Origin of the sequence: Sphingomonas sp. M1-B02, assembly GCF_026167525.1 — a bacterium.
GTDB lineage: Bacteria > Pseudomonadota > Alphaproteobacteria > Sphingomonadales > Sphingomonadaceae > Sphingomonas.
In genome coordinates this window covers 1,485,751-1,499,067 of record NZ_CP110679.1, presented here as the reverse complement: position 1 = coordinate 1,499,067, position 13,317 = coordinate 1,485,751, and the positions used below count along the sequence as shown (strand labels likewise).

The 13,317-nt window shown below is 67.0% G+C and carries 16 protein-coding genes; 6 read left to right on the top strand and 10 right to left on the bottom strand.

Going from position 1 to position 13,317, the window contains the following annotated elements; translation table 11 throughout:
• Positions 1–19: 19 nt before the first annotated feature.
• The gene (locus tag OKW87_RS07275) at positions 20–847 is read right to left on the bottom strand and encodes a class I mannose-6-phosphate isomerase (RefSeq protein ID WP_265543481.1); all 828 of its coding nucleotides are present in this window, start codon (positions 845–847) and stop codon (positions 20–22) included.
• A 138-nt stretch (positions 848–985) separates the two neighbouring features.
• Here OKW87_RS07275 and OKW87_RS07270 point away from each other — a divergent pair, with 138 nt between their 5' ends.
• The 3 genes from OKW87_RS07270 (at position 986) to OKW87_RS07260 (ending at position 4,018) form a co-directional block, all read left to right on the top strand.
• Positions 986–1,792 (top strand): outer membrane protein assembly factor BamD, encoded by an 807-nt coding sequence (locus OKW87_RS07270; RefSeq protein WP_265543480.1) that lies wholly within the window; start codon positions 986–988, stop codon positions 1,790–1,792.
• A 64-nt stretch (positions 1,793–1,856) separates the two neighbouring features.
• Entirely contained in the window at positions 1,857–3,521 is a 1,665-nt protein-coding gene (gene recN / locus OKW87_RS07265) for a DNA repair protein RecN (protein WP_265543479.1), read from the top strand.
• A gap of 137 nt (positions 3,522–3,658) precedes the next feature.
• Positions 3,659–4,018: a hypothetical protein gene (locus tag OKW87_RS07260; RefSeq protein ID WP_265543478.1), complete on the top strand. Its 360-nt coding sequence runs from the start codon at positions 3,659–3,661 to the stop codon at positions 4,016–4,018.
• Between the two features lie 60 nt (positions 4,019–4,078).
• Here the strand turns inward: OKW87_RS07260 and OKW87_RS07255 are convergent, their stop codons facing one another.
• Together OKW87_RS07255 and tgt are read right to left on the bottom strand one after the other, a co-directional pair.
• Positions 4,079–5,005 carry a cell wall hydrolase gene (locus tag OKW87_RS07255; protein WP_322740337.1) on the bottom strand — a complete coding sequence of 309 codons (927 nt, stop codon included), beginning with the start codon at positions 5,003–5,005 and terminating at the stop codon, positions 4,079–4,081.
• Positions 5,006–5,195: 190 nt separating this feature from the next.
• The gene (gene tgt / locus OKW87_RS07250) at positions 5,196–6,323 is read right to left on the bottom strand and encodes a tRNA guanosine(34) transglycosylase Tgt (protein WP_265543474.1); all 1,128 of its coding nucleotides are present in this window, start codon (positions 6,321–6,323) and stop codon (positions 5,196–5,198) included.
• 48 nt (positions 6,324–6,371) lie between these two features.
• Between tgt and OKW87_RS07245 the strand changes: the two genes are divergently transcribed.
• From OKW87_RS07245 to OKW87_RS07235, 3 genes are all read left to right on the top strand, one after another.
• Positions 6,372–7,049 carry a hypothetical protein gene (locus OKW87_RS07245; protein WP_265543472.1) on the top strand — a complete coding sequence of 226 codons (678 nt, stop codon included), beginning with the start codon at positions 6,372–6,374 and terminating at the stop codon, positions 7,047–7,049.
• A complete protein-coding gene (locus OKW87_RS07240; protein WP_265543470.1) occupies positions 7,049–7,213 on the top strand; it encodes a hypothetical protein in 165 nt (54 codons plus the stop codon). Before OKW87_RS07245 ends, OKW87_RS07240 begins: the two co-directional genes overlap by 1 nt.
• A gap of 274 nt (positions 7,214–7,487) precedes the next feature.
• The gene (locus OKW87_RS07235; RefSeq protein ID WP_265543468.1) at positions 7,488–7,799 is read left to right on the top strand and encodes a hypothetical protein; all 312 of its coding nucleotides are present in this window, start codon (positions 7,488–7,490) and stop codon (positions 7,797–7,799) included.
• Positions 7,800–7,935: 136 nt separating this feature from the next.
• On the opposite strand, the gene OKW87_RS07230 is transcribed toward OKW87_RS07235, so the two are convergent.
• From OKW87_RS07230 to OKW87_RS07200, 7 genes are all read right to left on the bottom strand, one after another.
• The gene (locus tag OKW87_RS07230) at positions 7,936–8,610 is read right to left on the bottom strand and encodes an HAD hydrolase-like protein (protein ID WP_265543467.1); all 675 of its coding nucleotides are present in this window, start codon (positions 8,608–8,610) and stop codon (positions 7,936–7,938) included.
• The gene (locus OKW87_RS07225) at positions 8,603–9,532 is read right to left on the bottom strand and encodes a cation diffusion facilitator family transporter (RefSeq protein ID WP_265543465.1); all 930 of its coding nucleotides are present in this window, start codon (positions 9,530–9,532) and stop codon (positions 8,603–8,605) included. Before OKW87_RS07225 ends, OKW87_RS07230 begins: the two co-directional genes overlap by 8 nt.
• A 41-nt stretch (positions 9,533–9,573) precedes the next feature.
• Complete coding sequence (locus OKW87_RS07220; protein ID WP_265543464.1) at positions 9,574–10,086, bottom strand: EF-hand domain-containing protein; 513 nt, start codon at positions 10,084–10,086, stop codon at positions 9,574–9,576.
• The gene (gene queA / locus OKW87_RS07215) at positions 10,086–11,123 is read right to left on the bottom strand and encodes a tRNA preQ1(34) S-adenosylmethionine ribosyltransferase-isomerase QueA (protein WP_265543463.1); all 1,038 of its coding nucleotides are present in this window, start codon (positions 11,121–11,123) and stop codon (positions 10,086–10,088) included. Before queA ends, OKW87_RS07220 begins: the two co-directional genes overlap by 1 nt.
• A 1-nt stretch (position 11,124) precedes the next feature.
• The gene (locus OKW87_RS07210; protein ID WP_265543461.1) at positions 11,125–11,826 is read right to left on the bottom strand and encodes a peptidylprolyl isomerase; all 702 of its coding nucleotides are present in this window, start codon (positions 11,824–11,826) and stop codon (positions 11,125–11,127) included.
• A gap of 66 nt (positions 11,827–11,892) precedes the next feature.
• Positions 11,893–12,393 carry a pantetheine-phosphate adenylyltransferase gene (gene coaD, locus OKW87_RS07205; RefSeq protein ID WP_265544037.1) on the bottom strand — a complete coding sequence of 167 codons (501 nt, stop codon included), beginning with the start codon at positions 12,391–12,393 and terminating at the stop codon, positions 11,893–11,895.
• A gap of 14 nt (positions 12,394–12,407) precedes the next feature.
• On the bottom strand, positions 12,408–13,316 hold the full coding sequence (locus tag OKW87_RS07200; RefSeq protein ID WP_443025085.1) for a polyprenyl synthetase family protein: 909 nt from the start codon (positions 13,314–13,316) through the stop codon (positions 12,408–12,410).
• Position 13,317: the final 1 nt, after the last annotated feature.

The following is a 13,317-nucleotide window of genomic DNA, read 5'->3' as shown; positions in this document are numbered from 1 at the left end:
CGCGCCGCTATCCCAGCCGTCACTGGATCCGGTGAGTGCCCGGATAGGCGAACAGCAGATCGCTCCCCGCAACAGCATGCAGTTCGCATGCGCCCTCAAGCACCAGGCATTCGCCCGCGCGGAACGGGACGCCGTCCACAACGCCTTCGCCGCTGACCGGCACGAGCCAGCCCTGGACCCCCGCCGGCAGGGTGAGCGTGCGACGCCCCCCTTCCCAGCGCTCGAGCACGAATTTCGGCCCTTCGACCAGAATCGTGCGATCGTCCGCTACCTTTCCGGGCGTCGGGTGCGCGACATAGGGGTTCGGATCGGCGACGGCGACACCCGCATCGAGGTGCAGCTCGCGCGGGCGGCCATAATCGTAGAGGCGATAGGTGGTTTCGCTATTCTGCTGGACCTCGATCAGCGTGATGCCGGCGCCGATCGCGTGGATCACGCCCGAAGCGGAGTAAAAGAAGTCGCCGGCCTTAACCGGCTTCCAGTCGAGCATCGCCTCGATCGAGCCGTCGAGCGCGGCCGCGCGGAGCGCTTCGCGGGTCTGCGGCTGTCTGGTGCCGAGGGCGATCGTGGAATCGGGCTCCGCATCCAGGATGATCCAGCATTCGTCCTTGCCGCGCGGAAGCCCGGCAGCATGCGCCTGCTCGTCGTTCGGATGAACCTGGACCGACAATTTCTCGCTGGTGAAGAGATATTTGATCAGGAGATCGGGCGCAGCGTCACCCTGCGCCTGGAACCAGATCTCGCCGACCGGCTCGCCGTCGGGCGCGGGATCGGCGAAACCGGGATAGAGCGTATGGCGCCCCCAGGGCTTTTCAACGCGGTGCGTGGCGAGAAGCGTAGCAGTCAAGGTGATCTCCATTTCGCTCTGAAACGCCTTTGGCCCGCCACGCGATCCCCGGCAATATTTTGTTGGCCAATCGACCCGCCACAAAGCCGCCGCGAAAAGGATTGTTCGAAGCCACTACGCTCGGCTAAGACCCCGCCCATGCGTACCCCCATTGCCCGCGCTTGCGCGCTCGCCCTCGTCCCGGTGCTTGCCTTTTCGGTAGCCGGCTGTGCCAAGCGCGGCGCCCCCGGCGACCTTCCCTACGTCGCCCGCGACGTTGGCACGCTGTACAGCGCTGGCAAGGAGCGGCTCGATCAAGGTCAGTATAAGCTGGCGGCGGCGCTGTTCGACGAGGTCGAGCGCCAGCATCCCTATTCGGTGTGGGCGCGCCGCGCGCAACTGATGGGCGCGTTCAGTTACTATCTGAATCAGGATTATCCTGAGGCGATCGCCTCGGCGCAGCGCTTCCTTGCAGTGCATCCGGGCAATCGCGACGCGCCTTACGCTTATTATCTGATCGGCCTGAGCTATTATGAGCAGGTTCAGGACGTGACTCGCGACCAGAAGATCACCCAGCAGGCGCTCGATTCGCTGGGCGAGTTGACCCGCCGCTATCCCAACACCCGCTACGCAGCCGATGCGCGGCTGAAGATCGATCTGGTTCGCGACCATCTTGCGGGCAAAGAGATGGAGATCGGTCGCTTCTATCAGAGCCGCGGCCAGTGGCTCGCCGCTACGATGCGGTTCCGCGCGGTGGCCGACAATTATCAGATGACCACGCATGTGCCCGAAGCGCTGATGCGGCTGACCGAATCCTATCTTGCGCTCGGGGTTCCGGTCGAGGCGAACAAGGCGGCGGCGGTGCTCGGCGCCAATTACCCCGGCACCAAATGGTACCAGCAGGCCTATGAGCTGATGCAGGACAATCGCGACAAGCTCGCTTTGGCGCAGTCGCCCGCGAGCTGATCGGGCTCCGGCTTGTCGTTCGCGGCGGCTTCCGTTCCTTCTCCGTTCCTGCGATAGGGGCGCCATGCTGACGGCGCTTTCCATCCGCGACGTGGTTCTGATCGAGGCGCTCGATCTCGAATTCGGTGCCGGGCTGGGCGTGCTCACCGGCGAAACCGGCGCGGGCAAATCGATTCTGCTGGATGCACTGGGCCTCGCGCTGGGCGCGCGGGGCGAGAGCGGGCTGGTCCGCCAGGGGGCTGCCCAGGCCGTCGTCACCGCCAGCTTCGCGATGCCGGCACCTGGTGGCGCGGTCGCGAACCTGATGGCGCAGAACGGGCTCGATCTCGAACCCGGCGAGCCCTTGCTGATCCGCCGCATCGTCAAGTCGGATGGCGGCAGCCGCGGCTTCGTCAACGATCAGCCTGCCTCCGCCGGGCTGTTGCGCGAACTTGCCCCACATCTCGTCGAGATCCACGGCCAGCATGACGATCGCGGACTGCTCAATCCTCGGGGGCACCGTGCGCTGCTCGATGCCTTTGCCCGGCTTGAGACGGGCGCGGTCGCCATCGCGCACCGGGCGTGGCGCGAGGCCGAGGGCGCGTTGGCGGTCGCCCGCGCCGAGCAGGATGTAGCCGAGCGCGATCGCGAATGGCTCGAACATGTCGTCACCGAATTGCGCACGCTGGCGCCGGAAGAAGGCGAGGAGGAAGAACTCGCCGGCCGCCGTGCGACGATGCAGCGCGGCGAGAAGATCGCCGAGGATCTGCACGCGGTATCCGAACTGCTCGACGGATCGGACGGGGGGCTGAGCCAGTTGCGCCAGGCTGCGCGCATATTGGAGCGGATCGCTGATGGACATGCAGCGCTGGCCGAAGCGCTGGTCGCGATCGATCGCGCGATCAACGAAGGCAGCGCGGCGCAAGACAGTCTGGCGCTGGCCGCCGATGCGCTCGCCTTCGATCCGGCAGCGCTCGAGGCCGACGAGGCGCGGCTGTTCGAATTGCGCGGGCTTGCCCGCAAGCATCGCATACAGCCCGACGCGCTGCCGGCCTTCCTTGCCGAGATGGAAGCGCGGCTCGAGCGGGTGCAGGGTGGCGGCGCAGGGATCGCCCGGCTCGAACTGGCGGTCGAGGAATCGCACCGCGCCTATCGCGACGCGGCGCGCAAACTATCCGAAGCGCGCAGCATCGCCGCGACTCGGCTCGATCTCGCGGTGATGACCGAGCTCAAGCCGCTCAAACTCGATGCCGCCCGTTTCCAAACGGTCGTCGAGCAGCTTGACGAGAGTCTCTGGTCGCCGGCGGGGATGGACCGGGTGGAGTTCGAAGTATCGACCAACCCGGGGGCGCCCTTTGCGCCGCTGATCAAGATTGCGTCGGGAGGCGAATTGTCGCGCTTCATTCTGGCGATGAAGGTAGCCCTGGCCGAGGAAGGCGGGGCGGCGACCTTGATCTTCGACGAGATCGATCGCGGCGTCGGCGGCGCGGTCGCCAGCGCGATCGGCGATCGCCTCGCCCGGCTGGCGGGTACCGCGCAGGTGCTGGTGGTGACGCACAGCCCGCAGGTCGCGGCGCGCGGCACGCGGCATCTGCTCATCGCGAAGAGCCATGACGGCACCGTCACCCGCACCGGCGTGACTCCGCTCGACAGCGGCGAGCGCCGCGAGGAAATCGCGCGCATGCTTTCCGGCGCGGAGATTACCGACGAGGCGCGGGCACAGGCAGAGCGCCTGCTCGAGCCGGCCTGAGCTGAACGAACTTCCCGCGCTTGCGACAAAAAGCGACAGAATAAGACGAACCGTGGGACACCTGCGCGACATGCGCGTTCGATACAGGCTTTCGACCGCGGCAATGTGGCGGTCCAGTTCAGAAAGAGGAGTTCGCCATGAAGAAGTTCACCCTGATGCTCGCAGGCCTCGGCATCGCCGCCGCGACCCTGCCCGCCACCGTCAGCGCGGCTCCGGCGCCGGGCTATGCCAGCGTCCAGGCGTGGCAGAATATCAATGCCCGCCAGCAGCGCCTCGAGACGCGGATAAACCAGGGCATCCGTTCCGGCGCGCTCAGCCGCGCAGAGGCGACCCGGGTGCGCAACGAGTTCCGTGCCCTCTCGCGGCTCGAGACCCAGTATCGCAACTCGCGGCCCGGGCTGACCGTCGCCGAGCGTCGTGATCTCGATCGCCGTTTCGATGCGCTATCGGCTCGGATCCGGACCGAGAAGCAGGATCGCAACAACCGCCGCCGCTGATCCGCGATCGGCCAGGCTGACGACCACGGGCTCCGCCATTTTGGCGGGGCCCGTTTCGGTTCAGCGCAGCGGCTTGCCGCTGTCCTTCCACTTGTCGAGGATCTGCGAGTCGGGGAGCGTTGCAGTGCCGGCATAGGCCGTGGTCGGCGTCCCGCTGGCGGCATAGGCCGGCTGGATAGCCGCGCTGGGGGTCGGCGGGACCACCGGCATCGGCACGGCGAGCGCAAGCGGATTGGCGGCGACCGGTGCGGCGACCAGCGCGCTCGGATGCGGGCCGGGGAAGGGCTCGTTGCCGCGATAGGCCTGGGTGAAGGCGGCGGCGGTGCCCCAGCCGCCCTTCCAGCGATGGAAGAAATGCGCGCCATAGACGCCGGTCATCACCAGGCTGCGGTTCCACGACGGGGTCACCGCATAAGTGTGGTAATGCGTCGCCATGCCGACCGGCGCGAAGACGCTTCCTGCCAGCGCGGCTGCTGCGACCCGTCCGGCGCGGGCCCAGGCGGTGCGCGAGGGGATGCGCGCCATGGCGCCGTCGCAGGCGAAGCTGAACTGGCAGCCCTTGCGCTCCGAACCCTGGAAAACGACGCCGCAGACCGTGGCGGGGAAAGCGGGATGCCGGGCGCGATTAAGGATGACTTGCGCCACCGCGCGCTGGCCATCGTCGGGCTCGCTCGCTGCTTCGTAATAGATTGCCGTCGTCAGGCACTGCATCGCGCGCGCCTTGTCGATATCGGTGCCGACCAGCCGGAACGGGCTGGCGGGCTGGATCGATCCGTCGACGCCGCCTTGCGGGACGGGCAGATCGGGAAGCGCGGTCGTGCCGGTGGTGCCGGCCGCCTGCGCGGCCTCGTCGGAGACCGCAGTATAATAAGCCGCGCCGGGGAAATGATCGTCGGCCTCATAGCCCGCGCTGGCAGGCGCAGCGACGGGCGCGAGCGGCTCGGGGCTCAGCGCCTTGGCCGAGAATCCGGCTCCCACGAGCGACACAAGGGCGGCCGCGGCGATCCCCCGAGCCTGCATTTGTGAGAAGCGCCGCCAGAACAAGTTCGAGACCTCCGCGCGGGCAGAGGCCCGCTTCCGGCCTGCGCTATAGCGATTCGCACGCGCGTCCGCGCCCTGCTTTTTGGCCGCGTCCCGCCCCGGAACAGCTTATGGTTAAGGTAGTGATTGAGCGGTATCAGCCGCTTGCGCGATAGCGTGCGCGGAAACCGTTCGCGAAGTCGGCCAGCACGCCCCCTTCGATCGCGGCGCGGAGATCGGCCATCAGCTGCTGGTAGAAATAGAGGTTATGCTCGGTCATCAGCATCGCGCCTAGGATTTCGCCGGCGCGCACGAGATGGTGGAGATAGGCGCGGCTCCAGGTACCGCAGACGGGGCAGGGGCATTCCGGATCGATCGGACCCTGATCCTCGGCGAACCTGGCGTTGCGTATGTTGATCGGGCCCTGCCGCGTGAAGGCCTGGCCGGTGCGGCCCGAGCGGGTGGGCAGCACGCAATCGAACATGTCGATCCCGCGCTCGACCGCGCCGACGATGTCGTCGGGCTTGCCGACCCCCATCAGATAGCGCGGCTTTTCGGCATCGAGCTGGCCGGGGGCGTAATCGAGCACCGCGAACATCGCTTCCTGGCCCTCGCCCACCGCGAGCCCGCCGACCGCATAGCCGTCGAAGCCGATATCCTTCAGCGCATCCGCCGAAGATCGCCGCAGTCCTTCGTTGAGCGCGCCCTGCTGGATGCCGAACAGGGCCGCGCGCCCGGCATGTTCGCCGCCCGAATCGAAGCCGGCGCGCGACCGCTTCGCCCAGCGCATCGAGCGCTCCATCGCCGCGGCCTGCACTTCGCGCGTCGAGGTGGTCGGCACCAATTCGTCGAACGCCATGACGATGTCCGATCCGAGCAGCCGCTGGATCTCCATCGATCGCTCGGGGCTGATCAGATGCTTGGAGCCATCGAGATGCGAGCGGAACGCCACGCCTTCCTCGGATCGCTTGGTCAGCTCGGACAGGCTCATCACCTGATAGCCGCCCGAGTCGGTCAGGATCGGCCGGTCCCAGCCCATGAAGCCGTGCAGCCCGCCCAGCCGCGCGACGCGCTCGGCACCGGGGCGCAGCATCAGATGATAGGTGTTGCCAAGCAATATGTCTGCGCCGCTGGCGCGCACGTCGGCGGGCTTCATCGCCTTGACCGTCGCGGCGGTCCCCACCGGCATGAAGGCGGGGGTACGGATTTCGCCACGCTGCATCGAGATTGTGCTGCGGCGGGCCTTGCCGTCGGTGGCGTGGATGGTGAACTGGAAACGGGGCATGTACGGTGCCCTTGCAGATTTGGGGCCGCGAAGTCGAGGGATCGTGAAGTGAGCGAACAAGACGACGCGCTTCGCGAGATGGCGACGCACCGGGGGCTGAAGCTGGTCAAGTCGCGGCGCCGCAAGGCCGGGGGCGATTTCGGGCTTTATGGGCTCAAGGATTCAGCGGGCGCCCCGGCGTTCGGGATCGAGGGGGATGCGCTGACGGCGAGCGCCGCCGAGATCGAGGCGCATCTGCGCGATCTTGCGCGCGCGACCTGGGGCAAGTCGGCGAGCTCGGTAAGGGCGCTGCCCAGGCCCAAGCCGGAACCCGAGCCCGCGCCGAAACCCAGGGCCAAGCCCGAACCCAAGCCGAAGCCCGCGCCGAAGCCAAAGGCCAAGCCGCGGCTGAAGGTAGCGGTCGGCAATCTCCTGACCGAACTCCCTTCCGCAAAGCAGACCGAGGCGTTCACCGATCTCCTCGCGCGCCCTGGAATTCGCGTCGAACGCATCGTCTCACACGGGCAGTCGACCCCCGAGGATGCGCCAATGCTGCAGGCGCACGACGAATGGGTCCTGTTGCTGGAGGGGGCGGCGGGGATCCGCGTCGAGAATTCGGCCGAAGTCAGTCTGAGCCGCGGCGATCACCTGCTGATCGCGGCCGGGCAAAGGCATTGGGTCACATGGACCGCAAAGGACCGCCCGACCGTTTGGCTCGCACTGCATCTCGATGTGAGGAACGATTGATGGCGAGCATTCCTACCAATCCCGGTGACGATGCCGAGCCCGGCACTCCGGGGACCGGCGAAAATGTCTGCCGCCGCTGCGCCGGATCGGGCGAAGCCGATGGCGGCGTCTGCCCCGAATGCGGCGGCGGCGGGACGGTGATCGAAGGGGTCGGCGGGGGCTGATTGCCTTTCGACGCCCTGACCCGTTCAACTCGCTCCGCGTGGATCAGTCTCGCCAACGGAATGTTTGGCTTACACTCAGAAAAGCGGCCGGTCGGCTAACGACCCAATCTCGGACATTCGTCTGAGCTCATGACTCACAGAAACAAGTACGCGTGGTGATGGCGGAACTGCCGTGGCAGACTTCAGGAATAAATCAGGGTTTGCTCATGCTTCGCTCACGTCTCCGGTCGGCGCTTATCCTATTGGGCGGTCTCAATCACGCATAGAGGTGAACATGATGACGGATCAGACGATCAACCCGCGGGCCGGAACCTCCATATGGCGCATCGCCGGATGGGGGTTGTTAGGCGCGTTGCTCTTGGCCCCGGCCGTTGCCATGCAATTCACCTCTGAGGTCAACTGGACTTTAGGCGACTTCGTGTTCGCAGCAGTTATGTTTCTCCTCCTCGGTGGAGCGATCGAGTTCATCGTCCGCGCCGTCCGCAGTGGTTCGACCCGCGTGCTCGCGATCCTCGGTGTTGTCGGGATGTTCCTATGGCTATGGGCGGAGTTGGCCGTTGGCGTCTTCACGAACTGGGGAAGCTAGTCCCAAAGCATTTTGTTCAGGGGGTGTACGACGGCGCACGTAGTCGTCTGGCGACTGACGAAGTTCGCTAATGTCCGGTTCCCACCCAAAGTCGGAAGATCAGCCTTTGCGCCGATAGCGGTCGTTGATGGGTTCGCTAGCCCCGGCGCCCTGCGACATAAGCCAAGATTTCTTCCGGCGTGCGAAACAGCGTGTCCGGGGCCTGCCCGGCGAGCGCGGCTTCGCTGGCGTAGCCCCACAGCACCGAGCCGGCTCGCATCCCCACTTCGCGCGCGGCGTCGACGTCGCGCGTCTCGTCGCCGATCGACAGCGCCTGCGCTGCGGGGATACCCATCTTCTTCAAGACCTTGCGAAACTTGGGAGCCTTGCCGAACAACGAGGCGCCGCACGCGTAGAAATCGATCTTTGCCGCGCAGTCCGGACCCAGGATATTGCGCGCATTCGCTTCCGAATTGGACGTGACGAGCGCGATCTTCACGCCCGTAGCAGAGAGCCGATCGAGTAGCCCCGGGGTCCCGGGAAACAAGGCGATGTGATGCGCCTCGCGGCCGACCAGCCCGCGCACGTGGCGCGCGATCAACGGCAGCTTCCAGCGCGCGATACCCAGGAAGGCGATGACTTCGCGCGAACTCTTGTGCCGCAGCATCTCGACCTCGCCATCCTTGACGGTCCGGAAGTGGAAGCGGCGTGCGATCTGGTCGATCACCGACAGGAACCAGTCGCCGCTGTCCGAAAGCGTGCCGTCGAAATCGAAGATCACGAGTCGAATCGGAGGGCCGCTGTAGACGGCTTCGTCGGGTGTCTCAGACATGGTCATGCCCGTGGCCATGGTCACGCCCGTGCATCCGGCATTCCGCCCCGTCGCCCAGTTCGATCTGGACGGTCATGTGATCGATGTGGAAATCGTGCGCCAGCCGATGCTGCAGCTCCGCCAGACAGGCGTCGCCGGGATGCCCGTCCGGCATCCGCAGCCGCGCGGTGAGCGCGGTCTCGGTCGTGCTCATCGGCCAGATGTGGAGATCGTGGACGCGCGTCACGCCCGGCACGGCGGCCAAGGCAGCCTCAACCGCCTCCGCATCGACACCCTCGGGCACCGCCTGCAGCACCATCGTCAACGATTCGCGGGCCAGGCCCCAGGTGCTCCAAAGGATCACCGCGACGATCAACAGGCTGATCGCCGGATCGATCCAGGCCGCGCCCGTCAGCAGCATGAGCGCGCCGCCGATTACCACCCCCGCCGAGACCGCGGCATCTGCAGCCATGTGGAGATAGGCGCCGCGAATATTCACATCGTCCTTGCGTCCGCGTGCGAACAGCAAAGCGGTGGCCGAGTTGATTACGATGCCGATGGCGGCGACGACCATCACCGTCGCACCGTGGACCTGCGGCGGATCGGCGAAACGCCCGATGGCTTCCCAGGCGATCGCGCCGACCGCGACCAGCAGCAGCACCGAATTCGTGAGCGCCGCGAGGATCGAGCTGCTGCGCAGGCCATAGGTAAAGCGCTTCGAGGCAGGGCGCTTGCCCAGCTCCACCGCGGCCCAGGCGACGAGCAGCCCCAGCACGTCGGACAGGTTGTGCCCGGCATCGGCGAGCAAAGCGACCGAGTCGGTGAGGAAGCCGGCAGTGCCCTCCACCAGCACGAAGCCGATATTGAGCGCGGTGCCGATCGCGAAGGCGCGCCCGAAGCTGGCCGGGGCATGGCTGTGATTGTGGTCGTGCGCGGCGGCCATCCGCGGGTCTTAGCCGCGCATCCGCATGAGATGCTAGCGCCTCAACGCCGGCGCCGAGGCTTTCCTTCGGGCAAGGCCTCGCGCCGTGGTCCGCGTTCGAACATCTGGGGCCGCACAGTCAACAATTCGCGACGGCTGATCGCCCCGTCCTTGTCCACGTCAAAGCGCGTGAACAGCAGGTCGAAACGTGCGGCGAGCTCTTCATAAGTGATGCGATTGTCGCCGTTGCGATCGGTCTCGAACGGACTGGGCAGCGTGTTGCGATCGCCTAGCCAGCGTTCGGACCAGTCGGAGAAGGCGATATAGCCGAGGGATCCTGCCCCGGTGCGGTCGATGCTGTCGAAACTGCGCTTCAGCCCGGCAGCGAATTCGGGCCGGGTGACTTGCGCGTCGCCGTCGGCGTCGAAGGCTGCGATCATTACCGCGACCGGCTCGGCCATGACCGTCGGCATCGGCTGCGCGCGCGGGCCGGGGAGAGCGGGTGCGATCGGCGGCGTCTGCTGCGCGACTGCGGGCGTCGCGCTCAGGGCGGCGAGGAGGACGAGCAGGCGCATCAGAGATCGCTTTCCGGGAGCAGCAGGCTGGCGTCGCCATAGGAGTAAAAGCGGTATCCCTGCGCGATGGCATGCGCATAGGCGGCCTGCATCCGCTCCAGCCCCATCAGCGCCGATACCAGCATGAACAGGGTCGAGCGCGGCAGATGGAAGTTGGTCAGCAGCCCGTCGATCCCGCGGAAGCGATAGCCGGGGGTGATGAAGATCGCGGTGTCGCCCTCGAAGGGCCGGATGACGCCGTCTTCGCCGGTCGCGCTTTCGATCAGGCGCAGGCTGGTGGTGCCGACCGCGATCACGCGGCCGCCGGCCTTGCGGACCGCGTTGAGCCGAGCCGCGGTCGACGCGTCGATCCGGCCCCATTCGGCGTGCATCCGGTGATCGACGGTGTCCTCGGCCTTGACCGGCAGGAAAGTGCCGGCGCCGACGTGAAGCGTCAGCGTGGCATGCGCGATCCCCGTGGCGTCGAGCGCAGCCATCAGCGCGGGGGTGAAGTGCAGCGCCGCGGTGGGAGCGGCGACGGCGCCGGGTTCGCTGGCGAACATCGTCTGATAGTCGTCGGCGTCGCGCGCGTCGGTCGGGCGTTTCGAGGCGATGTAGGGCGGCAGCGGCATGCTCCCGGCGCGGCCCAGCAGCAGCTCCACCGGCTCGTCGCCGGCGAAGGTGAGCGCGAAGCTGCCATCGTCGCCGCGGTCGGAGACGATCGCGGTCACGCCGTTGCCGAAGTCGACGCTGTCGCCGTCGCCGAGCCGGCGGGCGTTGCGGATGAACGCGCGCCACCGCCGTGGCCCCTCGCGCTTGTGCAGCGTCGCGCCGATCTTCGCGTCGCCGCGAGTCCCTTCGAGCTGGGCGGGGATCACGCGCGTGTCGTTTAACACGAGCAGATCGCCCGCGCGCAGCAAGGCCGGCAGGTCGGCTATGCCGGCATCGCGAGTCTCGGCACCGTCGAGCAGCAGCAGGCGTGCGGAATCGCGCGGCTGCGCGGGGCGCAGCGCGATTCGCTCTGGCGGTAGGGCGAAATCGAAGAGCCCGACGTCCACCTTATTGCGGCAGCGTCGCCTTCGTCTCCCCTGGCGGCAGCGCTGGCGCAGCCGGGGCCGGGGCCGCCTGATATGGCGGGGGATTGTCCGAGGCTATGTAGGCGCGCAGCACGCGCGTGGGGTTGGCCGGCGGCTCGCCGCGCTCGATCTTGTCGACCCACTCCATGCCGTAGATGACGCGGCCGAACACGGTATAGTCATGGTCGAAGCCCAAACGGGGCCCGAACATGATGAAGAACTGGCTGTTTGCGCTGTTCGGGTCCTGGGTCCGAGCGGCAGAGACGGCACCGCGGGCGTGGGGGAGATTGTTGAACTCGGCGGGAACGTCGGGAAGGTCGGACTCGCCGCCACCGGTGCCGGTCGGGTCGCCGCCCTGCGCCATGCTCTCGGGTGCGTCGATCACACGGTGGAAGGTCACCCCGTCATAGAATTTGCGCCGTGTAAGCGTCTTGATCTGCTCTACCATCTTGGGCGCCGCGTCGGGGCGAAGGCGAATCGACACGCGGCCGCCAGTGGAAAGATCGAGCACCCAGGTGTTTTCCGGGTCCGCCGGCACGACGATCGGAACGCGCGTGGTGCCCTCGACGCCCACGCCCTCGAGCGGATCGATGACGGGCTTGGGGGGAGGCGGCCCGCCCTGCGCAGCGGCGGGCACCGCGATGAATATGGCGGCAACAGCGGCCAGGGCGGCAACGAAACGCATCAACTTCCCCAAACAAGGATTGCTTGGGCGACCGTCTAGAGCAAAGCAGGCGGCGCGGAAAGGCCGTCAGCTGCCCTTGCGGCCGATCTTCTCGACGCGCGCGGCGACCTTGACCTCGACCTCGGCCGAGACGAACTTGCCGATCGCGCCGCCATACATCGCGATTTCCTTCACCAGCCGGCTCGCGATCGGCTGGAGCGAGACGTCGGCCATCAGGAAGACCGTCTCGATCCGGTCGTTGAGCTGCTGGTTCATTCCCGCCATCTGATATTCATATTCGAAGTCGGCGACCGCGCGCAGTCCGCGGATGATCATGCTCGCCCCCTGCCGCTCGGCGAAGTCCATCAACAGCGAATCGAAGCTGACGATCACGAGCTCGCCGGCGATGCCCTGCGTCTCGCGCGTCACCATCGCCATCCGTTCCTCGACCGTGAACATCGGCGATTTGGAAGGGTTGGTGGTAACTCCGATGACCAGCCGGTCGCACAGCTTCGCGCCGCGGCGGATGATGTCCATATGGCCGCGGGTGATCGGATCGAAGGTGCCGGGATAGACGCCGATGCGGATGGTCATGGCGTTTCCTATCGATCCCGTTCCAGCGTGAAGCGCGCGATATCGCGCAACAGGTCGGCCTCGGGCCCATAAGCGTGGAGATGCGCCTGTGCCTGTTCCACCAGCAGCCGGGCCTGCTCGCGCGCGCGATCCAGCCCGAGCAGCGAGAGGAAGGTCTCCTTCCCCGCGGCGCCGTCCTTGCGCAGTTTCTTGCCGGCCAGCGCCTCGTCGCCCTCGGCGTCCAGGATATCGTCGGCGATCTGGAAGGCGAGGCCGAGATCGCGGGCATAGCCGCGCAGGCCCGTGCGCCCTTCGATCGGAAGCCGCCCCAGGATCGCGCCGCATTCCACCGCGCAGCTGATCAGCGCCCCCGTCTTCATCGCCTGCAGCCGGGTGACCGTCGGCAAGTCGAAGCTCGATTTTTCCGCCTCCAGGTCCATCATCTGGCCGCCGGCCATCCCCGAGGGGCCCGAGGCGTGGGCAAGCGCCGAGATCAGCTCGACCCGGACGAAGGGATCGGGATGCGCGCTTTCGTCGGACAAGATTTCGAAAGCGAGCGCGTGGAGGCAATCGCCCGCCAGGATCGCGGTCGCCTCGTCGAAGGCCTTGTGCACGGTCGGCTTGCCGCGGCGGAGGTCGTCATCGTCCATCGCCGGCAGATCGTCGTGGATCAGCGAATAGACGTGGATGCATTCCAGCGCCGTCGCCACGAGCGCGGTGCAGTCGCGATCCACTCCGAACAGCCGCGCGGTGGCGAAGACGAGAAGCGGCCGCAGCCTCTTGCCGCCGCCGATCGTCGCATGCCGCATCGCGCGATAGAGCCCCTGGCGCGGATCGTCGGGCACGGCCAGCAAGGTGTCGAAACGCTGGTCGATCTCCGCCGAGACCTGCCGCAGCGCGCCCTGCAGCGCGATGGAAGCATGCGCCACCTTGCTCACC